This is a genomic window from Bradyrhizobium sp. SZCCHNRI3043, assembly GCF_032377735.1.
Lineage (GTDB): Bacteria > Pseudomonadota > Alphaproteobacteria > Rhizobiales > Xanthobacteraceae > Bradyrhizobium.
Window position 1 is genome coordinate 295,679 of the sequence record NZ_JAUHID010000005.1, and the last position, 23,528, is coordinate 319,206.

Sequence of the window (23,528 nt, forward strand, 5' to 3'; positions counted from 1 at the left end):
GGGTTGAAACTTGGGGAGATGATCAATGGCAGCCAATACCTTCAACCCGACGGCGCTGGCGAATGGCACGTCCAATCTGCTGGTTCGCGCCTCTGCGCTCAACCTGTCGACCGATCTCGTGCAGGCCGGCGTCGTGTTCAACGACGCTACTCGCATCTCGATCGGGCTGTTCTCGACGCCGCAGAACAGCGGCAACTCCAACCCGTTCCTCGGCAGCTACACCACCGACCTGCATGCCGTGCAGAACGACATCAACGCGATGCTGGCCAATCCCGGCCAGGTCACCGTCGGCGGTCAGGCCTTCACGCTCAACGCGACCGACACCGCGGTGCTCACCCAGGTTTCGAACGAACTCACGACGCTGATCAACGCCGCCCCGCTGACGGCCAATCCGGCGACGCTCGCCGAAGCCGACCAGACCATCCACAACGTGCAGATGCAGATCCTGGCGCAGATCCAGGGTGACGCGCATCTTTCGGCCGCGCTCAATAACGTTCCCTTCCTGGCCAACACGGGTGCCATGGACGTGGCGTTCCAGAGCCTTCCCGCCGGTAACGACAGCGCCACCAATCTTGCTGCAGCGGCAGCGGGCGACCTGACCGCCATCGGAACGGTGTTCAATGCCGTCGCTGACCTTTCGCTGGGCGGCATGAGCGCCAACAACATCAACCAGATCCAGACTGATTTCACGGCCGTGACGCAGGGCCTTCAGGCGATCCTGAATGACCCGGCGAAGCTCGCCGCGATTGAAGCAGGTCAAACCTCCGTTGCTGCCCAAACGACGACACTTCATCTGATGACGCTGCTCAGCCAAGCAAACCTTCAGCTGAACAAATACGATGTCGCCGAGACGATGGCCAGTCCGACGGCGCTGCGCGGTTCCGCCGACAACATCGTCGACATGATCGACGTGTTTCAGAACGACGCGGCGCTCAACGCGGCAGCGGGCGGCACCGGGGCGCCCGGTCACATTGGCGGGTTCTCCGAAATGGCCGGCGGCCTGACCGGGACCGTCACGAAGTTCCAGGACAACCAGGCGCAGACCAATTTCTGGGCCTCGTTCCTCGCCGAGGGCAATACGCTGGGAGCGAAGTTGGTTGCGGTCGCCAATGGAACAGGTACGGCGTCGCAAGCCCTGATCGACCAGATCACGAACTACCAGAACTTTGGCGCCGCGTTCGATGCAGCACAGGGGGCGGTGTTCAAGGGACGGTTCGACGACGAGCTCGTCGCCGGTGCTCTACAGTCCGACACCGTCATGGCCACGAAGGCGCTGATGGGCATCATGAACGGCGACACGGGTGCAGCCCTGGCGACCGATCAGGCGATGTTGAAGGCTGCGGCCGCGAACTACATCGGCAATGCCGGAGACATTGCTGGCAACAACATCGCGATCGGCGGATCGGCCTACGTGACATCCGCGACGAGCTTCGTGACGGCGACTGCGGTCAATGGCATTGCCCAGGGCACCGGCATGCCGGCGGGCGCCAATCCGAACATCGCCAACGGCACGGGCGGCGCCCCGGCGAGCCCGACCACGCCCGGCGGCGGCATGGGCGGAGGTGGTACGACGGGAGGCGGTACGACGGGAGGCGGCACCACCGGCGGAGGCACTACGGGCGGCGGCACCACGGGAGGCGGGACGACCGGTGGCGGCACGACGGGCGGTGGAACAACCGGCGGCAACAACAACACCACCACGACGCACCACTGCGGCGGCCACCACAGCCATCATGGCAGCCACCACACGGCGGCAGCGGCCACAGCCGCAACGGCGGCAGCAGCTTCGAGCGGTCCGGACATGTCGCACCACCACGCGATGCATCACATGTGGGGCTGACGCCTCCAACGACACGCCCGATCAAAGCCGGTGCAGACTCCTTGGTCTGCACCGGCTTCGTTGCATTCCGGCGAGAGCCGGCGATCGCGCGAAAGACATTGGCGAGACCGGGCAGCGAGATCGCGGAGCGCGTCGACCGCACCGGCTCGAAGGGTTCTAGACGATCAATCGGGATCGGCCCCCGCCAAGCCTCCGTTTCGCTTCATTCCGCCACGACAACTGCTTCCGTCGAACAATCAGTCAGTTGTGATCATGAACGAGCCAGCACTCGCCTTCCGCCCCCGACTCGTGTCCGCATCGACCAACTCCAGCGCGCCACTCCCGTCTACGCTCGACGGTCGCGCTCTGCAGGTTGCCGAGGAGGCCTACCGGAAAGTGCTTGCTCTTCAGCCAAGGCATTTCCGGACCCTGTGCAGCCTTGCGACTGTCCGCCTGCAACTCGGCGACGCGCAGGAGGCACGAACCCTGCTCGACCGGGCTGCGGACGCGGCGGGCGACTCGGCAGACCTGCACTTGACGGTCGGAAAGGCGTTCGCAGGTTTGGGCGACCTCGCCAAGGCGACATCGCATTTCGCGCGCGCCGCCGCACTCGACGAATCCTCGATCGAGCCCCGCCTGCTGCTCGGCGGCGCGCTGTACGGCCTGGGGGATCCCGCAGCGGCCGTCCGGCACCTCGAACTGGCGCTTGCCATCGATGGCACGAACCCGGACCTCCACCAGGCGCTCGGACTCGCCCTGCAGCGGCTCGGCCAGTCCGAGCGAGCGATGTCGCATCATGAGGCAGCGCTTGCGGCGAGGCCGCAATTTGCGGCAGCAGCCAGCAGTCTCGGTGATGCCTGCCGGCAGCTCGGCCGGCATCCGGAAGCCATCGCTCACTATACCCGAGCGCTCGCCATCGAGCCCAAGATGCCGACGGTCCTGCTCAATCTCGGGGGCTGTCATCAAGCGATGGGCGAACTGGATGCCGCCATTCGCACCTTGCAGCAGGCGCTCGCGTTGAGCCCTCATCTCGCCGAGGCGCACTACAATCTTGGCAATATCCACCTCGACATGAAGAGCTGGCCGGGGGCGATTTTCCACTACGAGCGAGCCGTCACTGAGCGGCCGGACTTCCCCGAAGCGCACAACAATTTCGCCAATGCGCTGCAGTCGGCGGGCCGGCACGAGGAGGCCCTGTCCCACTATGACGAGGCACTGCGGCTGCGACCAGACTACGCCATTGCCCACCGCAATCGCGCCGACTCGCTGCGGAACGTGCAGCGCTACGATGAGGCCATCGCCGGATATCAGGCCGCTCTTGCGCACGATCCCCGCGACACCACGACCATGAACCACCTTGCGGGCGTCCTGACGATCGTGGGCCGGCTCGACGAGGCGGCGCGTGCCTACGAATCCGCACTGGCTGTCAACCCGCGCAGTATCGGCACGCACCTCAACTACGGCGTGGTCAAGCCGTTCGCGGTCGACGACGCGCGCTGGGCGCCCTTGCAGGATCTGGCCGCGAGATCGGAGACGCTCACCGAGGATGCGCGCATCGCCCTGCACTTCACCCTCGGGCGGGCTTATGCCGACATCAAGGACGGCGAACGGTCGCTGGTCCACCTCAACGCCGGCAATGCCCTCGAGCGCCGCCGCATCAACTATGACGAGAACCAGACGCTGCGCCAGATCGAGCGCATCCGTGCGGTGTTCTCCAGGGACATGCTACAGGCGCGCGCAGGCCATGGCGATCCATCGCACGCGCCGGTGTTCGTCATCGGCATGCCCAGGTCCGGCACCAGCCTGATCGAGCAGATCCTGGCCAGCCATCCCGCCGTGCATGGCGCCGGCGAGGTCAACTACTTCGCGGCAGCCGCGGGGCTCTTCACCGATCGCGCCCGCGGCGACTATCCGGAGATGCTCGCCCAACTGTCCGATGCCGATGTCACCGCCCTCGCGCGCGCCTATCTCCAGCGTTTCACGGAGCTTCCGGCGAGTACCCAGCGCATCGTCGACAAGATGCCGTCGAACTTCCTGTTCGCAGGGCTCATCCATCTCGCGCTGCCGAATGCGCGCATCATTCACGTCCGGCGCAATCCGATCGACACCTGCCTGTCCTGCTACACGCAACTGTTTGCCGAGCCGCAGCCATTCGCTTACGACCTCGCCGAGCTCGGTCGCTACTACCGGGCCTACGAGGCGCTGATGAGCCATTGGCGTGCGGTCCTGCCGCAGGGCGTCATGCTCGAACTGTCCTACGAGGACGTCGTGCGCGATTTCGAGCCGAATGCCCGCAAGATCGTCGCGCATTGCGGGCTGGACTGGGATGAGGCCTGCCTTTCCTTCCACGAGAACGAGCGCCCGGTGAACACCGCGAGCGTGGTGCAGGTGCGCAAGCCGCTGTTCACCGGATCGGTCGGCCGCTGGCGCATGTATGGCGACCGGCTGAAGCCGCTGCTCGATGCGCTGGGCACCGAGGCCCTGCGACCGACGATCGCCGAGGCGATCGCGGGCATGACGCAGCCTCAGCCCGTCAACCTCACCCCGCCGGTGGTCACGCCGACGACGGACTCGCGGCCATTTGACGCCACGCGGCTTGCGTCACTGCAGACGCTGGCAGACGGCGTGGTCGCCGTCGCCAAGAGGCTGCAGAGCCGCGGCGAAATCAGCGATGCCGAACAGATCTTCAAGCTGATCCTTGCCGGCCAGCCGGCCAATTTCGACGCCCTCATCGGCCTCGGGATGATCTCAACCACGGCCAACCGGCTCGACGAGGCCAAGGACTACTTCCAGCGCGCGGTGGCGGTAAACGACAAGTCCGCCGAAGCCCATGGCAGCATCGGCGCCGTCGAGGCCTCGGCGGGGCGCTACGACGTAGCGGTGCAGCATTACGAGACCGCATTGTCGCTGTCGCCGAGCCATCCCGGCATTCTCTACGCCTTCGCCATGGTCCGGCAGAACCAGGGCCTGATCGACGAGGCGATGGCTCTGCTCCGGCGGGCGATCGACAACAAGCCGCAGCACCTGGACGCGCATTTCGCGCTCGGCAACCTGCTGTATACGGCGGGCAAGGACATCGAGGCGGCGAAACACTACCTCAAGGTCCTCGACTTCAGCCCGGAGCACGCCGAGACCCACAACAACATCGCCAACGTGCTGCTGCGCCAGGGCCATCGCGAACGTGCCATCGAGCACTACAAGCGGGCGATCGCGAGCCGGCCCGACTATGCCGACGCCTATGGCAACCTCGGCAACGCCTTCCTCGAGCTCAACCGGCTCGAGGAGTCGATCGAGCAGAACCTGCTGGCCATCAGGATCAAGCCGGAGCGCTTCGGCTCCTACAACAATCTCGGCGTCGCCTACCAGGCGCTCGGGCGCTTCGAGGAGGCGACGGCGGCGTTCCAGAAGGCCTTGGAGCTGGCCCCGGACGACGCGCCGATCCACCTCAATCTCGCGAACATGTCGAAGTTCAAGCCGGACGACAGCCGGCTTCCGAGTCTGCGGCAGCTCCTCGAACGCGTCGACCAGCTCGATCAGGAGAAGCAGATCGCAGCCCATTTCGCGATGGGCAAGGCGTTGTCCGACCAGAAGGACTACGACCTGGCCTTCTCGCATCTGCACAAGGCCAACACCCTCAAGCGCAAGACCTTCGACTACGACTCCGAGCAGCGGCTCGGCATGATGAAAAATGTCGCGGCGCGCTTCACCCCCGAGTTCTTTCGCACGGTTACCGGGCACGGCGACAACTCCTGGGCCCCGATCTTCATCGTCGGCATGCCGCGCTCTGGAACCACCCTGATGGAGCAGGTGCTGGCCAGCCATTCCAAGGTCTTCGGCGCGGGCGAGCTCGAGACCTTCAAGGAGCTCGTCGGCGAATGCGCCAACCGCCAGAAGGTCGTGCCGGCGTATCCCGATCTGATCACGCTTCTGCCACCCGAGGAGATGACGAAGATCGGGCAGGAATACACAGCCCGCGTTCGGACGCTGGCGCCGGAGGCCGAGCGCATCGTCGACAAGATGCCGCTGAACTTCCTGTTCGTCGGGCTGATCCACGCAGCATTCCCGCGCGCCAGGATCATCAACACGCGGCGCGACCCGCTCGACAATTGCGTCTCCTGCTACTCGCTGCTGTTCACCGGAGCCCAGCCCTTCGCCTACGACCTGACCGAGCTCGGCCACTACTACCGGGGCTATGAGAGCGTGATGGACCACTGGCACCAGGTGCTGCCGCCCGGCATCTTGATGGACGTTCAATACGAGGATCTGGTCGACGACCTCGAGGGCGTGTCACGCCGCGTGCTCGCCCATTGCGGGCTCGACTGGGAGGATGCCTGCCTCGACTTCCATCGCACCGAGCGCATGGTGCGCACGGCGAGCTTGATGCAGGTGCGCGAGCCGATCTACCGCCGTTCGATCGGAAGCTGGCGCCGCTACGAGAAACATCTCGGACCACTGTGCGCCGCGCTCGGCATCGACCATCCGCCGCCGGAAGCCACATGACCGCCGGCAAATAACCGGGTGCTGTTGCCCAGGGATCGGTGACAGGCGCGGCACCCGGCTATCCGGCCGCGCGGCGGAGCGGCTTGAGCATTGTGCTGCAGGGCCTTTAAGAAATTATCTTCGTCATATGCAGAAGCGTCAATTTTACTACGCAGACGGCCAACTGATAATACAATCACAAGTTCATTGACCTCTTCAGCCATTGGCCGAGGGGGAATTGCGTTCGCAGACCGACCAGATCGCGTCCATTGAGCCGGCAGGAGTAGCGTCTTCGGTTGTCCTCATCAGTTCGGCTGATAGTTCGACCCTTTTAGTTGAGGTGTGTCGACCGATATGCCGTGATGCAGCAACCGGCCCTGACACAACCTTTCGGCGAGCTGCCGGTACCTATCCTGACTCCCGGTCCATCTGAAGCTGCAGCCGGCACCAAAGAGGGCATGTCGTCCGCTCGGCCTGCATCTTGATGGCGGCCATGGCGATCGGCGCGCCGATAGGTGCGAAGGGCCCTGCCCCAACTCTGGCTCGGAGCGGCTTTCCCGCCGTTCCCGTTTGGGTCCCCAACGCCTCGGCCGGCCGGACGAAGCCAGACTGTGACGACGGCCCAGCAGGCGCTTGACCTGGAGGCCAAGGCTTGGTTTGACCCGTTTCATCCGGTCAGAGTCCGACCGGATCCAGCCCCCAACCGTGGAAGATCCCTGACCATGCGCATCACTCTCGTCGGCTCCCGCCATTTCGGTGTCGCCACACTGAACATGCTGCGCGAGAGAGGAATCGAGATCGCGCGGGTCGTCGTTCATGATGGCGAGGACCGGCTCGCAGCCGCGGCGCGGGCGGCCGGGATCGAGGTCGTAGTCCAGGCCAATCCGAAGGTCGTGCCGGCGGGCGAGATCGCCCCCGACACGGACCTGATCGTCACGGCGCATAGCCACGCCCGCGTCACCCATGAGGCGGTCGCAGCCGCCCGGCTCGGCGGCATCGGCTACCATCCGTCGCTGCTGCCGCGTCACCGGGGCATCGCTGCGGTGGAGTGGACCATCAATGAAGGCGATCCGATCGCCGGTGGCACCATCTATCACCTCGCGGACCGCATGGATGCGGGCGCCATCGCCGCTCAGGATTGGTGCTTCGTCAAGAAGGGCGAGACCGCCCGCGAGCTGTGGGAGCGCGCGCTGGCGCCGCTCGGCCTCAAGCTGCTCGGCGATGTCATCGAATCGGCCAAGGTGACCGGCACGATTCCGGCCAAGCCGCAGGACGAGCAGTTCGCGACCAACGCGCCCAGCCTCACCCCGCACTGAGCATCCGATCGCATCGCCCCGACAATTGCGTCGTCGCTCCAGCCGGCGCGCTGTGCCCTGCGACGGCAGCATCACCTGCCACTGCAGGGCTGTGACGCTGGTCCGCTCGTGGGGTGCGCGAAGGCGCAGTTTGCCCATAATGCCGCCCGAATGGTTCAAGGCGGAGTTCCGCATTAATCGTTAATGAGCTGAAATTGCTTGATAAAATTCCGTTGCGGCGGTGCGGCAAATTTTCGTCACAATTCTTCCAAATAAGGTCCTGATCAAACGACATTGAGGGACAACGATTCATGCGTCTCGACCGCATTGGAATGGCTTTCGCCGCGTCGATCCTGGTGGCTATCTCGGCCGCCCCCGCATTCGCCCAGTCGCCCTATGACGGCCAGTGGCAGGTGACGATCGTGACCAACAGTGGCACCTGCGAGCCCACAGCCAGCTCGACCTTGATCGTCGCAGACGGTAAGATTTCTGCGGCTGGCGCCAATGTGTCGGGTTCAATTGGACGCGAAGGCCTCGTCAAGGTCTCCATCAATGGCGCATATGCGAATGGGCAGCTCAACGGCAATTCTGGCTCGGGCAAGTGGAACGGCGCCTCGGCAGGTATCCCCTGCAGCGGCCGCTGGCAGGCTTCGCGCCTGTAACGGCGCGCAGCACGCGCTCCTGAAGATGGTGCGGCGGCTCGCGGCCGCCGCCGTCGTTTTGACGGCGGGTGTGACCGCCTCGCCGGGGCGCGCCGATCCCGGTCCCTTCACCGCCTTGGCCGGAACATGGGGCGGCAGCGGCACGGTTGCCCTCGAGGACGGCTCAACCGAGCGCATCCGGTGCCGGGCCCGTTATGGCGTCTCGGGACCGCGGATGACGCTCGTCCTGACCTGCGCCAGCGATGCCTACAAGTTCGCTCTGCAGGCCGAGGTGATCGCCGAGGGCTCCGCCATCTCGGGAACCTGGAGTGAGTCCAGCCGCGGCATCAGTGGCGTGCTGCAGGGACGCGGCGGCGGCGGCAACTTCCAGCTGGTCGCAACCACCGCCGGCTTCAATGCCAACATCGCGCTCGCCACCCGCGGCAACAGGCAGTCGGTATCGATCCGGGCCGACAGCCAGTTCCGCGCAGCCAACATTTCAATGTCCCGATGATCCCGATCAGCCGCTGCGCTTGGCGCCGGGGACCGCACCTGCGGACGGCGCCGGAGCCAGCTGCGCGGCGGTGCGCTTGATGGTCTTGGCGACCAGCAGCGCCTGCTCCCGCGTCATGGCAAAGTCCTGCACACCTTTATGGGTGGTCAGCGACAGCACCATGAGATGAGGCTCCCGCTCCGGCCAGCCAGTGGCAAAGGCGGTCACGAAGTCGGCTGAAGCGGCGCGTTCGGTCATGTCTTGTCTCTGGCTGCCTTGGGCTGTTTTACGGGCTGTTTCGCGGCGGTCGCTTTAGGACGAAACACAGCCACACTCCACGTTTTTCTCGATGACACGCGTCCGTCGCGAGCAAAGCCTGTAGCGGCGTTGATGCACTGCACCGTTGATTTCATTTGCATTGCCCTGCATGCGAGGTGATACAGCGCGCCTTCGCCGCCCTCCTCCCTGTCTCCACCACCTCATGCATCGTCCCGCTTCGAAACTGATCGCCGCATTGTGGATGACGGGCTGGCTCAGCCTGATGCTGGTGATGGCGGTGGCCGGACGCGAAGCCATGCGCGAGCTCAACGTGTTCGAGCTGATGGAGCTGCGCTGCCTGATCGGCCTGGTGATGCTGTCGCCGGTCATCGCACTGAGCGGCGGCTTTGCCAGGCTGCGCACCTCGCGGCTCAAGCAGCACGCGGCGCGCAACCTCGTCCATTACGGCGCGCAGCTCGGCTGGTTCTTCGCGCTCACCTTGATCCCGATCGGCCAGGTGGTGGCGATCGAGTTCACGATGCCGATCTGGACGGCGCTGCTGGCAGCAGCCTTCCTCGGCGAGCGCATCACCCTGTTCAAGCTGGCGGCGATCGGGCTCGGCCTCGTCGGCGTCGTCGTGATCGTCCGCCCGGATACCGGGGCGGTCAATTCGGGACAGCTCATCGCGCTGGCCGCCGCGGTCGGCTTCGGCATCTCGATCGCTCTGGTCAAGCTGCTGACGCGCACCGAGCCCACCGTGTCGATCATCTTCTGGATGCTGGTGGTGCAATCCATCGCCGGTCTCATCCCCTCGCTCGTATTCTGGATGCCACCATCGGCCACGACCTGGGGCTGGATCCTCCTCGTCGCCTTCTGTGGGACCTTCTCGCATTTCTGCATGGCGCGCGCGCTGCTCTATGCCGACGCCACCATCGTGGTACCCATGGATTTTCTCCGCGTTCCGCTGACCGCCACCGTCGGCTGGCTGGTCTATGCGGAGCGTCTCGACGGATTGACCGTGCTCGGCGCTGGGTTGATTCTCGCCGGCAACTTGCTGAACCTGCGTCCGCCGCAACCTCGGCCCGTGCCGATCGGCGGTTCGGCAGGGACCTGAGGCGCCGGGGAGCCCCTGCCTCCCCTCGAGCGACGTGATTCGGATCACGAAACGGGCGCGCTACACGCGACCGTCGTGGATCTGGCGCAACACCCGCGAACTGGTTTGTGGCGGAATCGTGATTTTTTGCTCGGGAACAAGACTTTTCGCGCCGATCCGCGACAAATGCTGCAGTGAACGCTTCGCTTGATCGTTGGGGGATCTCCTGATGCGCTATCTCACCGTCGCCCTGTCCCTGCTCTGCATGGTGCTGACCGCTGAAGCCGCCAAGGCCGACCGCCGCGTCGCCTTTGTCGTCGGAAACGGCGCCTATAAGAGCGTGGCTCAATTGCCGAACCCGCCGGTCGATGCCAAGGCCATGGCGGCAACCCTGCGCAACGTCGGCTTCGACGTCGTCGAGGGCACCAATCTCACGCGCGACAAGATGACCGAGAAGCTGCTCGATTTCGGTCGCAAGGCGCAGGGCGCCGATATTGCGGTGTTCTATTACGCCGGGCACGGCATCGCCATTGCCGGCACCAACTACCTGCTGCCGGTCGACGCCGACCTGAAGTCGGAAATGGACGTCAAGCTGGGCTCGGCCATCAACATCGACGTGACCCTCGACCAGACGATGGGCGACGCCAAGGTCAAGCTCGTCTTCCTCGATGCCTGCCGCGACAATCCGTTCGCCGCCAAGATCAAGTCGAACTCGCCAACCCGCAGCGTGTCGGTGCAGACCGGTCTGGCCGAGATGAAGTCCGGCGAGGGCACGCTGATCGCCTTCGCCACCGGCCCGGGCCAGACAGCCCTCGACGGCGAGGCCGGCGCCAACAGCCCGTTCACTCGCGCGCTGATCTCGCACATCGCCCAGCCCGGCATCGAGATCCAGCAGGCCATGACGGCGGTGCGCGCCCAGGTCAATGAGGAGACCAGCAAGGGCCAGTTGCCCTGGGGGCACACCAACCTGATCGGCGCGGTCTACCTCAATCCGGCGGCTGCCCCTGCTGCAACGGCGGCCACGGCCGGGACGACGCCGGCCGTCGCGACGGCCACCGTGACCGCGGGCGAGGCCGAGCTCGAATTCTGGCGCTCGGTGAAGGATTCCAACAAGCCGGAAGAGCTCAACGCCTATCTCGCGACCTACCCGAACGGGCAGTTCAAGTCGCTGGCGATGGCGCGCATCGCCGCGATCGAGAGCGGCGCCATCAACACCGCGACGCGCAATGTCGCCAAGGGCGTCGATCCCGCCACCTACACCGAGGAAGGCAGCCAGGTCAGCGAGGATCAGATCGGCCTCGACAAGACCAAGCGCCGCGACGTGCAGCGGCGACTGACCGGCCTTGGCTTCGACACCAAGATGACAGGCGTGTTCGACGACCAGACCCGCGGTGTCATGAAGCGCTGGCAGGCGGCCCGCGGCTATCCGTCGACCGGATTCCTGACCAAGCTGCAGCACAAGGCGCTGCTGGCCGAGCCGCAGCCGGCGCCGGCGACCGCCGCAGTCGGTGACGAGGCCAAGCCGCGCCGCGCCAAGCCGGCCGGCAACGTCGCTGCCGGTGGCCCGCCGCCGCAGGGCGCGCCGGTCTATCGCAATCCGCCGCCGCAGGACAACGCGGGCAACGCCGCCGGCGCCGCCTTCATCGGTGGCATGATGGGCGGTGTGCTCGGCAGCGCGCTGCGCCGGTAAACGTCGACGTCTCCCCCACGTCAAAAGCCCGGAGCACGAGGTCCGGGCTCTTTCGTTAGAATAATGGAGCCGGCCGTCAGAGCCCTGCCGCCTTGCGCAGCGCCGCGTTGATGCGGTCCTGCCAGCCCGGCCCTTCAGACTGAAAGTGCTCGAGCACGTCCTGGTCGATCCGCAACGTCACCTGCTCGCGCACGCCAGGGACCGCCGCCTTCTTCGGCGGCGCCTCCACCGGCTTGGTGGTCACCTTCTTGAACGCGGCCTCGGCCTCGGTACGGGCGTCAGCGAGGGTGCGGGGCCGCCGCGGCTGGTCGGCCATGATCAGATCCCCTCGAACAGCGCAGTGGACAGATAACGCTCGGAGAAAGACGGCACGATCGCCAAGATCGTCTTGCCCGCGCTTTCCGGTCGCTTGCCGATCTCGATCGCGGCCGCAATCGCCGCGCCCGAGGAGATACCGCCGGGAATGCCCTCGTTGCGGGCCAGCGCACGCGATGTCTCGATCGCGGTCGTGCTGTTGATCTTGACGATCTCGTCGATCACGGACCGGTCGAGAATGTCGGGCACGAAGCCGGCACCGATGCCCTGGATCTTGTGCGGCGAGTGCTGGCCGCCCGACAGCACCGGGCTCTCCTCCGGCTCGACCGCGACGACCTTGAGGCCGGGCTTGCGCGACTTCAGCACCTGGCCGACGCCGGTGATGGTGCCACCGGTGCCGACGCCAGCGACGAAGACATCGATATTGCCGGCCGTGTCGTTCCAGATCTCCTCGGCCGTGGTGCGACGATGAATGTCCGGATTGGCGAGGTTCTTGAACTGCTGCGGCATCACCGAGTTCGGCGTCGTCCGCAACAGCTCCTCGGCAGTGGCGATGGCGCCCTTCATGCCCTGCGACGCCGGCGTGAGCACGATCTCGGCGCCGAGGAAGGCGAGCATCTTGCGCCGCTCCACCGACATCGACTCCGGCATCACCAGCTTCAGCTTGTAGCCGCGCGCCGCCGCGACGAAGGCCAGCGCGATGCCGGTATTGCCCGAGGTCGGCTCGATCAGCACGGTGTCGGGCTTGATCACGCCGGCCTGCTCCATCGCCAGGATCATGCCGACGCCGATCCGATCCTTCACGCTCGCGGCGGGATTGAAGTATTCCAGCTTGGCGAGGATGGTCGCCTTGACGCCATGCTGCTCCGGCAGCTTTCGCAACCGCACAATCGGCGTATTGCCGAACGCGTCGACAATTGAATCAAATACGCGCCCGCGTCCGGGACGCTGTGCTGACGACTCCATGAAATCACTCCTCTGCGCGCCCCGCGCGACATCGACAACGCTTCTGACCATCTTCAGCGAGCCTGTTGCGCTGCGCAAGCACGTTTGCGCGATCTTAAGACGATCGCGGCGCACAACAAGTCGTGGCTAAATTGCGAAAAACCAACGCATTTGTGTTGCGACAAGGTCAATAAACCGGGTGTATGTTTGACTTCAGCCGGACGAAAATTCATGATGCAGGTCGACGGCAACCCGGGCGGACATCAGCAAGATGTCATCTTCGGAGTGATACAATCGGGTCGTTCGTGCCAAACGACAGCGCCGTTGTAGAACAGACATAAGAACAGACCACCCAGACAAACTCTTTGTGTGACGGACTTGATATCCGCGAAAAGTTGGACTCGTCGGAAATAGACCCGTTCGAACGCGACTCGTTCGAAATCGACCCTTTCGAAATTGACGTCGTTCAAGCAGAGATCGCCCACAAAGAGATCGTACAGGAGGTCAATATGTCAGCACTCGCTGATCTCGTGTCGACCGCAACCGCCCGCCCGAATCCCCGCGGCTGCGATCTGCCGACATGCCCGGTCTGCGCCGACTCCATGATTGCCGCGGAGGCGTCGGCATACTTGGCCGACGATGCCATCAGCTATCTCTGGACCTGCGACACCTGCGGCTATGGCTTCGTCACCAAGCACTCCGTGAAAAGCCGTTTCGTCTGCAACTGAACGGCGCCAGGGCGAGAGAGTTCCGCGACGTGATGTCACGGCCGTCCGTCGCTACGGATCGCACAACGGTCGGCCATCGGGCAGGTCGGCAATGCATCACCAGCACGATTTCATGTGGGCCGGCGCATAGGGCCGGGCTCACAACAAGCTGACGGCCTTCACCTGACGCGGCCGTCAGCCGGCGCGCGGGGCGATGTCGCCGCGGGCCCAATCCGCCTTGGTGCGCTCGTAGAATTCCGTGAAGCACCCCTGTGCGATCGCCTCGCGCATCCCAGCCATCAATTGCTGGAAATAGGCGATGTTGATTTCCGATAGCAGCGTCGCGCCGAGCGCCTCGCCGGCCTTGATGAGATGATGCAGATAGGCGCGGGCATAGCTGCGCGCCGCCGGCCACGGGCTCTCTTCATCCAGCGGACGCGGGTCGTCGGCGTGACGCGCGTTGCGCAGGTTCACCGGCCCGAAGCGCGTGTAGGCGACGCCGTGGCGGCCGTTGCGGGTCGGCAGCACGCAGTCGAACATGTCGATGCCGCGCCTGACCGACTCCAGGAGATCGTCAGGCGTGCCGACACCCATCAGGTAGCGTGGGCGGCCGGCCGGCAGTGCCGGAGCGGTCGCCTCGATCATCTCGAGCATGACCGCCTGCGGCTCGCCGACGGCCAAGCCGCCGATCGCATAGCCGTGGAAGCCGATGTCGACCAGCGCCTGCGCGCTGGCGACGCGTAGCGCGGGCACGTCGCCGCCCTGCACGATGCCGAACAGCATGTAGCCTGCCGGCGCACTCTCGAAGGCGCGGCGGCAGCGTTCGGCCCAGCGCAGCGACAGCCGCATCGCGCGCTCGATGTCGTCGCGCTCGGCCGGCAGCCGCACGCATTCGTCGAGCTGCATCGCAATGTCGGAGTTGAGCAGGCGCTGCACCTCGACGGCACGTTCCGGCGACAGCTCGATTCTAGCGCCATCGATGTGCGAGCGGAACGTGACCGCCTGCTCCGTGACCTTGCGCAAGCCCGACAGCGACATCACCTGGAAGCCGCCGGAATCCGTCAGCATCGGACCGCCCCAGCCGGTGAAGCGCTGCAGGCCGCCGAGCGCGGCGATCCGCTCGGCGGTGGGCCGCAGCATCAGATGATAGGTGTTGCCGAGCACGATGTCGGCGCCGGCCTCGCGCACGTCACGCCAGTGGATGCCCTTCATCGCGCCGGCGGTACCGACCGGCATGAAGGCCGGGGTCCGGACCACGCCATGCGGCGTCGTCAGCCGGCCGGTGCGGGCCGCGCCGGAGGTCGCGAGCAATTCGAAGTGGTTGGGAAGGTCGCCAGCGGGAGAGCTCATGGCCGGCTTATTGCGTCAGGACGGCCCCCGATTCAACCGCGATGGCGCCGTTTTCGCCCCTTTTGGCCGTTGACGGCGGTTCCGACCGCCCCTATGGTCCCGCGCCATGTCGATCTTGACCAAACGCACGACGAAAACCACCAAGCCCATGAGGGCCTCGGGAGGCGTGCGCGCGTAGTCGAACTCGATTGCGACCATCTTCGAACCGAAGCCCCGCCTGATGAAGGTCCGGGGCTTTTTTATTGCCCGAATTTCAACCGGAGACTTGAGACGTGCCCCACGATCCCACCATTGCCATCGTCGGCGTGACCGGCGCCGTCGGCGCCGAGTTCATCGCCACCCTGGACCGCCGCAACGTCCGCGTCGGCAAGCTCAAGGCGCTGGCGAGCGCCCGCTCGGCCGGCCAGACCGTGACCTTCCGCGGCCAGACCATCGTGATCGAGGAGCTGACCGAACGCTCCTTCGAGGGCGTCGACATCGCGCTGTTCTCGGCCGGCAGCGGCATTTCCAAGAAGTTCGCGCCGATCGCCGTGCGTTCCGGCGCCGTCGTGGTCGACAATTCCTCGGCCTTCCGCATGGACCCGAACGTGCCGCTGGTCATCCCGGAGATCAACGCCCGCCGCATCCGCGACCACAAGGGCATCATCGCCAATCCAAACTGCGCGGCGATCACGGCGCTGGTGCCGCTGTGGCCGATCCATCAGAAGAACCGCATCAAGCGCGTGATCATCTCGACCTATCAGGCCGCCAGCGGCGCCGGTGCGGCCGCGATGGACGAGCTGGTGCAGTCGACCCGCGCGAGCCTCAACGGCCAGGTCTACGCGCCCAAGGTGATGCCGCATCCGTTCGCCTTCAACCTGTTCAGCCACAACACCGCCATCGATCCCGAGACCGGCTACAACGACGAGGAGACCAAGGTCATCAACGAGACCCGCAAGATCTTCGAGGACGAGGGCATTGCGATCGGCGTCACCTGCGTGCGCGTGCCGGTGCTGCGCGCCCATTGCGAGTCGATCACCTTCGAATGCGAGAAGCCGATCACGGAAGATGAAGTCCGCCGCATCCTCGCCACCGCGCCGGGTGTGCGCGTCGTCGACGACCGCGCCAAGAACCACTTCCCCATGCCTGTCGACGCGTCGGGACAGGACGACGTGCTGGTCGGGCGCATCAGGAAGGATCTGTCCGATCCGTCAGGCCACTCGATCGCGATGTTCGTGGCCGCCGATCAGCTGCTCAAGGGCGCCGCGCTCAATGCGGTGCAGATCGCGGAGCTCTTGCCGGAGCGCGCGATGGCGTAGCTCTCAGAGCGAACTTGCAGGGTGGGCCTTTTGCCCACCCTACGGCTCGACGATGCGCTCGTCTGGCTGACGAAACAACAGGCACGCATCGCCATACGAATAGAAGCGATAGCCGCTGCGGATCGCATGCGCATAGGCCGCGTGCATCGTCTCCAAGCCGGCGAAGGCCGAGACCAGCATGAAGAGCGTCGAGCGTGGCAGATGGAAGTTGGTCATCAGGATATCGACCGCGCGGAAGCGATAGCCGGGCGTGATGAAGATCGACGTCTCCGCCTCGAACGGCGCGATCGTGCCGTCGGGCTGCGCCGCGCTCTCCACGAGCCGCAGCGACGTCGTGCCGACCGCAACGAGGCGGCCGCCCTTGGCGCGCGCCTCGTTCAGCGCCGCTGCCGTCTCAGGCGTGAGGCTGCCCCACTCCGCATGCATGCGGTGGCCTTCGGTGTCATCGACCTTCACGGGCAGGAACGTGCCGGCGCCGACATGCAGGGTGACACGCTGCAGCCCGACGCCGCGCTCGCGCAGCCGCTGCTCCAGCGTCGGCGTGAAATGCAGCCCAGCCGTCGGCGCAGCCACCGCGCCCTCTTTGGCCGCGAACATGGTCTGATAATCTGTCGTGTCCTGCTCGTCTGCGGGCCGCTTGCCGGCGATGTAGGGCGGCAGCGGCGGCCGGCCGAGATCGGCGATCGCTTGGTCGAGCGCGGGCCCATGGAACACAAAGGACAGCGTCAGCTCGCCCTCCTCGCCCTTGGCCTCGACGGTGGCGTCGAGATGGCCGAGCAGGCAGACCTTGCCCTCGTTGCCGAACCGGATCGTATCGCCTGGCGCGAGCTTCTTGGCGGGCCGCACCAGCGCCTGCCAGCGCGAGCCGTCGAGCCGCTTGATCAGGGTCGCCTCGATCTTCGCTTCGGTCTCGCGGCTGATGCGGCGACCGGACAGCTGCGCCGCGATCACCTTGGTGTCGTTGACGACGAGCTGATCACCGGGCTCCAGCCAGTCCGGCAGGTCGGCGACCGTGCGGTCGCGTAAGACACCGTCGCCCTGCACCACCAGCATGCGCGCGGACTCGCGCGGGCTCGCCGGGCGGAGCGCGATGTTTTCGGGGGGAAGATGGAAATCGAACAGGTCGGTGCGCATCGTCGTTCTGGGACGACCATCGGCCCTGCATTCCGGGGAGCGTGCGACAGCACGCGTCGCGAAGGATGAAGGCCCGACTGTCTGCCTCATGGTGCGAGACGCGTGCTGCGCACGCGCCTCACCGTGAGGATCGCAAAGTCTACGCCGCGTCGGCGGCCATGTAGGCCTTCACGATCTTGTCCGGGTTCTGCACCGGCTCGCCGCGCTTGATCTTGTCGACGTTCTCCATGCCCTCGGTGACCTTGCCCCAGACCGTGTACTGCTTGTCCAGGAAGCGGGCGTCGTCGAAGCAGATGAAGAACTGGCTGTCGCCTGAATCCGGATTGGCCGCACGCGCCATCGAGGCGGTGCCGCGCACATGCGGCTCGGCGTTGAACTCGGCCTTCAGCTTCTTGCCGGAGCCGCCCATGCCGCTGCCCTGCGGGCAGCCGGTCTGCGCCATGAAGCCGTCGATGACGCGGTGGAAGACGATGCCGTCGTAGAAGCCCTCGCGGACGAGCTCCTTGATGCGCGCGACATGGCCGGGCGCGAGATCGGGACGCATCTCGATGGTGACGGGGCCCTGGGTGGTTTCGAGGATCAAGGTATTTTCGGTCACAGCCATGCTGGTCTCTCGGTTTTTGTGGAATTGACGGGGGTCAGGACAAAGTAAATCCTGGGTCTGAAATGTCGCGGCGCCTTCCCATGTGCGGCCGTCACCCCTCCTGACGGCGATCCGAGCACGACGAGGCCCGCGATGCTGGTCGAGAATAGACCCAATGCGCTTAAAGCTGAAGCCACCGGCCCTGTCGATGTGACGGGGCGGCAGAATCGGCATGCCTCCGCGACGTGGCAAAAGGTTCCTTAATGCCTGAGGGAACCGGGCGCGAGACCCAGGTGCCCTGCTTTCTCGGACCTACTTGATGTCCGAGGCGACCTGCACCTTGACCATCTTGTCGGGATCGGTCACGGCGCCGCCCGACGAGCCCGGAGGCGCCTTCTTGAGCTTGTCGACGACGTCCATGCCCTGCACGACCTCGCCGATCACGGTGTATTGGCCGTTGAGAAAGGAGGCGTCGCCGAAGCAGATGAAGAACTGCGAGTTGGCAGAATCCACGCTATCGCCCCGGCGCGCCATGCCGACGGTGCCGCGCTTGAACGGCGTGCTCGAAAACTCCTGCTTCAGGTTCGGGTACTTCGAGCCGCCGGTGCCATTGAAGTTCTGGCCGTCACCGGTCTGCGCCATGAAGCCGTCCATGACGCGGTGGAACGGCACGTTGTTGTAGAAGCCTTCGCGCGCCAGCGTCTTCAGCCGCTCGGCATGCTGCGGCGCCAGATCGGTGCGCAGCTTGATGATGATGCGGCCCTTGGTGGTGTCGATGACCAGGGCATTCTGCTTGTCGAGCCCGGCAGGCAGCGACTGGGCCAACGCCGGCAATGCGAACACGAGAGCAAAGACGAAAGCGAGAGCGCGGATCATGGCAACTCCGATGGCATGAGACGATGAGGAGAGGAAGGCACCGCCGGAAGCGGCCGGTGCCTGAAGGATCAGTTGAACTTGGCCTTGAGACTTTCGGCCACCGACGGCGGCACGAAATGCGAGATCTCGCCGCCCATGGCGGCGATCTGGCGAACCAGCGTGGCGGCGATCGGGCGGACACTCACCGAGGCTGGAACGAACACCGTCTGGACCTGCGGTGCCATGGTCTGGTTCATGCCGGCCAACTGCATCTCGTAGTCGAAATCGGTGCCGTCGCGCAGGCCCCGGATCATCATGATCGCGCCGGCTTTTTCCGCGGCCGTGACGGTCAGATTGTCGTAGGTCGAAGCCTCGAAGCCGCAGCCCGCAGCGGCTGCGACGGGGCCGAAGATCTCATGCGCCATCGCCAGCCGCTCCTCGGTCGAGAACAGCGGCTTCTTGCCATGATGCACGCCGACCGCAACGATCAGGCGATCGCAGAGATGAACGGCCTGCCGGACCACATCGAGATGGCCGTTGGTGACGGGATCGAACGAGCCCGGATAGAGCGCAATGCGTTGCATGCGCCCGTCCTATACCGCCGGGAACAGGCCGGCAAGCCACCGCCAGGCCCGCTGGCGTGGCTGTGATGGGCAAAGAGTGGCCGAGACTGCACCGCAATGAAATGAGGTGCGACGCCGGGGGGCCGGAACTGTGGTCGGCTACCGCGATTGTTTCATCGGAACTTGGGACATGAAACACGCCGGGCCGAGAAGAAACCAATTCGCCCGTCCCGCGAAGACGTCTCGAAACCCGAGCTGATTATCAAATCCTTAACGAACAACGGGCCGAACGGCCCGGACAGGGGACCGTCATGATCAAAGCGCTATCTGCAGTCGCAGCTGCCGGCTTGGTGGCTGCCGGCATCACCGTCCTGCCCGGCTTCGCTCCTCAGGTTGAAGCCAGCGTGCCGCGTCCGCTCGCCAAGGCGGACCGCCTGGACATTCGCCCGATCGGCCGCGACTGCTCGCAGCAGGCTTGGCCGAACTTCGAAGCGGGCTGCCTGCGCAGCGCCGGCACCAGGGGAACGATCCGCGAGGCCAGGATGGTCTCCGTCGAGCGGACACAGTAAGGGCGAATAGCGAATAGCGAATAGCGAATAGCGAATAGCGAATAGCGGGAAGACTTGATTCCTCCTCTATTCGCTACTTCCTATTCGCCATTCGCAACTCACTCGCCATTCGCACCTTCAGTCCCGTTCCCACCGGTGCCGTTCTCGGTCTCCTCGCCGATATGCTCCACCGAAACGACGTGCTCATCATCGGCGGTGTCGAACACGATGACGCCCTGGGTCGAGCGTCCCGCGATGCGGATGCCGTCGACCGGGCAACGGATCAACTGCCCCTTGTCGGTCACCAGCATGATCTGATCGCCGTCCTCGACCGGGAATGAGGCGACGAGCTTGCCGTTGCGGTTGTTGACGGACATCGCGACGATGCCTTTGCCGCCGCGGCCGGTGGTGCGGTACTCGTAGGACGAGGTGCGCTTGCCGTAGCCGTTGACCGAGACGGTCAGCACCACCTGCTCCTGCGCGGACATCTCGACATAGCGTTCCTGCGACAGCTGGATCGCGCCAGCGGCCGCCTCCTCGCCCTCGGTCTCGACCGGCTCCTCGGTGGCAGCATCGCCCGACATCGCCCGGCGCATCTTCAAATAGGCCGTACGCTCGTCCGAGGTCGTCTCGACATGGCGCAGGATCGACAGCGAGATCACCTTGTCACCGCCGGCGAGCGCGATGCCGCGCACGCCCATCGAGGTCCGCCCGGTGAAGACGCGCACGTCGGTGACGGGGAATCGGATGCACTGCCCGCCCGACGCCGTGAGCAGCACGTCGTCACGCTCGGTGCAGATCTGCACGTTGACGATCTCCTCGCCCTCGTCGAGCTTCATCGCGATGATGCCGGAGCGGCGCACGTCGACGAAATCCGACAGCTTGTTGCGGCGGACGTTGCCGCCGGTGGTGGCGAACATCACGTCGAGATTGGCCCAGGAGGATTCATCCTCCGGCAGCGGCATGATCGTGGTGATGCGCTCGCCCTGCTCCAGCGGCAGGATGTTGATCAGCGCCTTGCCGCGCCCGTTGGGCGCCGCGATCGGCAGCCGCCAGACCTTCTCCTTGTAGACCTGGCCGCGCGACGAGAAGAACAGCACCGGCGTGTGCGTGGAGGCCACGAACAGCCGGCTGACGAAATCCTCCTCGCGGGTCTGCATGCCCGAGCGGCCCTTGCCGCCGCGACGCTGGGCGCGATAGGCCGACAGCGGCACGCGCTTGGTGTAGCCGGCATGCGACACGGTCACGACCATGTCCTCGCGCTGGATCAGGTCCTCGTCCTCGACCTCGCCTTCCTGCTCGGCGATCACGGTGCGGCGCGGCGTGCCGAACTCCGCCTTCACGGCGGCGAGCTCGTCCTTGATGATGCCCTGAACCCGCGCCCGCGAGCGCAGGATGTCGAGATAGTCGTTGATCTCGACCTTGAGCTTGTCGAGCTCGTCGGAAATCTCCTCGCGGCCGAGCGCGGTCAGGCGCTGCAGACGCAGGTCGAGAATGGCCTTGGCCTGCTCGAACGACAACCGGATGGTGCCGTCCTCGGCCAGGCGATGGCGCGGATCGTCGATCAGCGTGATGATGGCCTCGACGTCGCGCGCCGGCCAGTCGCGCGACATCAACGCCTCGCGCGCCGTCGCAGGATCGGGCGAGGTCCTGATGACCCTGATGACCTCGTCGATATTGGCCACGGCCACGGCAAGGCCGACCAGGATATGAGCGCGGTCGCGCGCCTTGTTGAGCAGGAATTTGGTCCTGCGCGTGACGACACGCTCGCGGAACGCGACGAAGATCGTCAGCAGGTCCTTCAACGTCATCGTCTGCGGGCGGCCGCCGTCGAGCGCCAGCATATTGGCGGCGAAGCTCGTCTGCAGCGGCGTGAACTTGTAGAGCTGGTTGAGCACGACGTCCGGCACGGCGTCGCGCTTCAGCTCGACGACGACGCGGTAGCCGTCGCGGTCGCTTTCGTCGCGCAGGTCGGCGACGCCTTCGATCTTCTTCTCGCGCACCAGCTCGGCGATGCGCTCGACCATCGTGGCCTTGTTCACTTGGTAGGGGATCTCGGAGATGATGATCGCCTCGCGATCCTTGCGGATCGTGTCGATCGTCACCTTGCCGCGCATCATGATCGAGCCGCGGCCCAGATGATAGGCCGAGCGGGCGCCCGCGCGGCCAAGTATGATGCCGCCGGTCGGGAAATCCGGCCCCGGAATGATGTTGATGAGGTCATCGATCGTGAGCGCGGGATTGTCGATCAGCGCGATGCAGGCATCGATCACCTCGCCGAGATTGTGCGGCGGGATGTTGGTGGCCATGCCGACCGCGATGCCGCCGGCGCCATTGACCAGCAGGTTCGGATATTTGGCCGGAAGAACCGACGGTTCCTTGTCCGAATTGTCGTAGTTCGGCTGGAAATCGACGGTGTCCTTGTCGATGTCGTCGAGCAGCGGGATCGCCGACTTGGCGAGCTTGGCTTCGGTGTATCGATAGGCGGCCGGCGGATCGCCGTCGACGGAGCCGAAATTGCCCTGGCCGTCGATCAGCGGCACGCGCATCGAGAAGTCCTGCGCCATGCGCACCATGGCGTCGTAGATCGACTGGTCGCCATGCGGATGATATTTACCGATGACGTCGCCGACCACGCGCGCGGACTTGACGTATTTCTTGTCGGGCGTGTGGCCCTGCTCGTACATCGAATACAGGATGCGCCGGTGCACGGGCTTGAGGCCGTCGCGCGCATCGGGCAGCGCTCGCGACACGATCACGCTCATCGCGTAATCGAGGTAGGAGCGTTTCATCTCGTCGAGGATGGAAACGGGACGAATGTCGGAAGGTCCGCCCGGCTCGCCGGGCTTCTCATCTTCTTTATCGGACAAAGGGGATACCGGTCGGTTTTGACACGCGAAAATCGCTTGGAATCATATAGCGCAGGAGCGCGCCGCAGGCCACCCCCAAACCGAGGTGGGCCGCGCTTTTTCTGCTCGCCTTTCCAGGGACTTAACCACATGACGCGGCTCCGCGAGGCCTGCTCGGGAACCGTCTCTGGCTAGGGCCCGAAGACCACCTTGTGCATGATCCGTCCGGGCAGCAGCGTGAACACTCCGGCAATCACGAGGGCACCGGAAAACAGCGTGATCATGGCCCGGCGATGGGCCGCCACCCGATGGCGGTGCGCAGCCCACACCGCAAGCGGCAGCACGGCCAACGTGTAGAGCGACAGCAGGTGGATCGGGCTCCATGGCCCGACCAGCCGGATGGTGTGGATCCAGAACGAGCTGGCTGCAACGGCCGCCATGAGCGCGACCCAGACCCAGCCGATCGTTCGATGCGGCAAGGTCCCCTTCGGGGCCGCGAACTGGACGAGTCCCAGCGCAAACGCCGTCATCGCGGCGACGGCGTGCAGCAGGACGGCGGGTTCGGCGGCGAGCAGCGGTGCGAAGCTCATGCAACACCCCCGTGGTCAGACGG

The 23,528-nt window shown here is 65.4% G+C and carries 20 protein-coding genes; 10 read left to right on the plus strand and 10 right to left on the minus strand.

Going from position 1 to position 23,528, the window contains the following annotated elements; translation table 11 throughout:
• Positions 1-25 precede the first annotated feature (25 nt).
• The 5 genes from QX124_RS14255 (at position 26) to QX124_RS14275 (ending at position 8,748) form a co-directional block, all read left to right on the plus strand.
• Complete coding sequence (locus QX124_RS14255) at positions 26-1,840, plus strand: hypothetical protein (RefSeq protein ID WP_315797483.1); 1,815 nt, start codon at positions 26-28, stop codon at positions 1,838-1,840.
• A 252-nt stretch (positions 1,841-2,092) separates the two neighbouring features.
• A complete protein-coding gene (locus QX124_RS14260; protein WP_315797484.1) occupies positions 2,093-6,319 on the plus strand; it encodes a sulfotransferase in 4,227 nt (1,408 codons plus the stop codon).
• 701 nt (positions 6,320-7,020) lie between these two features.
• Positions 7,021-7,614, plus strand: coding sequence for a formyltransferase family protein (locus tag QX124_RS14265; RefSeq protein WP_315738093.1), 594 nt, complete (start codon positions 7,021-7,023; stop codon positions 7,612-7,614).
• A gap of 290 nt (positions 7,615-7,904) precedes the next feature.
• Positions 7,905-8,255 (plus strand): hypothetical protein, encoded by a 351-nt coding sequence (locus QX124_RS14270; protein WP_315774919.1) that lies wholly within the window; start codon positions 7,905-7,907, stop codon positions 8,253-8,255.
• Between the two features lie 25 nt (positions 8,256-8,280).
• Positions 8,281-8,748 carry a hypothetical protein gene (locus tag QX124_RS14275; protein ID WP_315738095.1) on the plus strand — a complete coding sequence of 156 codons (468 nt, stop codon included), beginning with the start codon at positions 8,281-8,283 and terminating at the stop codon, positions 8,746-8,748.
• 6 nt (positions 8,749-8,754) lie between these two features.
• Here QX124_RS14275 and QX124_RS14280 read toward each other — a convergent pair whose 3' ends face one another.
• On the minus strand, positions 8,755-8,985 hold the full coding sequence (locus QX124_RS14280) for a hypothetical protein (RefSeq protein WP_315738096.1): 231 nt from the start codon (positions 8,983-8,985) through the stop codon (positions 8,755-8,757).
• Between the two features lie 223 nt (positions 8,986-9,208).
• Here QX124_RS14280 and QX124_RS14285 point away from each other — a divergent pair, with 223 nt between their 5' ends.
• On the plus strand, positions 9,209-10,099 hold the full coding sequence (locus QX124_RS14285; protein ID WP_315738097.1) for a DMT family transporter: 891 nt from the start codon (positions 9,209-9,211) through the stop codon (positions 10,097-10,099).
• Between the two features lie 208 nt (positions 10,100-10,307).
• Positions 10,308-11,768: a caspase family protein gene (locus tag QX124_RS14290; RefSeq protein ID WP_315738098.1), complete on the plus strand. Its 1,461-nt coding sequence runs from the start codon at positions 10,308-10,310 to the stop codon at positions 11,766-11,768.
• A gap of 76 nt (positions 11,769-11,844) precedes the next feature.
• Here the strand turns inward: QX124_RS14290 and QX124_RS14295 are convergent, their stop codons facing one another.
• On the minus strand, positions 11,845-12,084 hold the full coding sequence (locus QX124_RS14295; RefSeq protein ID WP_315711784.1) for a BrnA antitoxin family protein: 240 nt from the start codon (positions 12,082-12,084) through the stop codon (positions 11,845-11,847).
• Between the two features lie 2 nt (positions 12,085-12,086).
• The gene (gene cysK, locus QX124_RS14300) at positions 12,087-13,049 is read right to left on the minus strand and encodes a cysteine synthase A (RefSeq protein WP_315738099.1); all 963 of its coding nucleotides are present in this window, start codon (positions 13,047-13,049) and stop codon (positions 12,087-12,089) included.
• A 488-nt stretch (positions 13,050-13,537) separates the two neighbouring features.
• Here cysK and QX124_RS14305 point away from each other — a divergent pair, with 488 nt between their 5' ends.
• Positions 13,538-13,756, plus strand: a complete 219-nt coding sequence (locus tag QX124_RS14305) for a hypothetical protein (RefSeq protein WP_315775303.1) — start codon at positions 13,538-13,540, stop codon at positions 13,754-13,756.
• 174 nt (positions 13,757-13,930) lie between these two features.
• Here QX124_RS14305 and tgt read toward each other — a convergent pair whose 3' ends face one another.
• Complete coding sequence (gene tgt / locus QX124_RS14310) at positions 13,931-15,085, minus strand: tRNA guanosine(34) transglycosylase Tgt (RefSeq protein WP_315797485.1); 1,155 nt, start codon at positions 15,083-15,085, stop codon at positions 13,931-13,933.
• A 272-nt stretch (positions 15,086-15,357) separates the two neighbouring features.
• Between tgt and QX124_RS14315 the strand changes: the two genes are divergently transcribed.
• Positions 15,358-16,383 carry an aspartate-semialdehyde dehydrogenase gene (locus QX124_RS14315; protein ID WP_315738101.1) on the plus strand — a complete coding sequence of 342 codons (1,026 nt, stop codon included), beginning with the start codon at positions 15,358-15,360 and terminating at the stop codon, positions 16,381-16,383.
• Positions 16,384-16,422: 39 nt separating this feature from the next.
• Here the strand turns inward: QX124_RS14315 and queA are convergent, their stop codons facing one another.
• The 4 genes from queA to coaD all read right to left on the minus strand — a co-directional run bounded on the left by queA (position 16,423) and on the right by coaD (position 19,539).
• A complete protein-coding gene (gene queA / locus QX124_RS14320) occupies positions 16,423-17,517 on the minus strand; it encodes a tRNA preQ1(34) S-adenosylmethionine ribosyltransferase-isomerase QueA (protein WP_315797486.1) in 1,095 nt (364 codons plus the stop codon).
• Between the two features lie 139 nt (positions 17,518-17,656).
• A complete protein-coding gene (locus QX124_RS14325; RefSeq protein WP_315770783.1) occupies positions 17,657-18,121 on the minus strand; it encodes a peptidylprolyl isomerase in 465 nt (154 codons plus the stop codon).
• A gap of 291 nt (positions 18,122-18,412) precedes the next feature.
• Entirely contained in the window at positions 18,413-18,976 is a 564-nt protein-coding gene (locus QX124_RS14330; protein ID WP_315711771.1) for a peptidylprolyl isomerase, read from the minus strand.
• Between the two features lie 68 nt (positions 18,977-19,044).
• Positions 19,045-19,539 carry a pantetheine-phosphate adenylyltransferase gene (gene coaD, locus QX124_RS14335; protein ID WP_315738104.1) on the minus strand — a complete coding sequence of 165 codons (495 nt, stop codon included), beginning with the start codon at positions 19,537-19,539 and terminating at the stop codon, positions 19,045-19,047.
• A gap of 290 nt (positions 19,540-19,829) precedes the next feature.
• On the opposite strand from coaD, the gene QX124_RS14340 reads away from it, so the two are divergent.
• A complete protein-coding gene (locus tag QX124_RS14340) occupies positions 19,830-20,087 on the plus strand; it encodes a hypothetical protein (RefSeq protein ID WP_315738105.1) in 258 nt (85 codons plus the stop codon).
• Positions 20,088-20,185: 98 nt separating this feature from the next.
• On the opposite strand, the gene gyrA is transcribed toward QX124_RS14340, so the two are convergent.
• Entirely contained in the window at positions 20,186-22,936 is a 2,751-nt protein-coding gene (gyrA, locus tag QX124_RS14345) for a DNA gyrase subunit A (RefSeq protein ID WP_315756621.1), read from the minus strand.
• Positions 22,937-23,106: 170 nt separating this feature from the next.
• A complete protein-coding gene (locus QX124_RS14350) occupies positions 23,107-23,505 on the minus strand; it encodes a DUF2306 domain-containing protein (protein ID WP_315797487.1) in 399 nt (132 codons plus the stop codon).
• Positions 23,506-23,528: the final 23 nt, after the last annotated feature.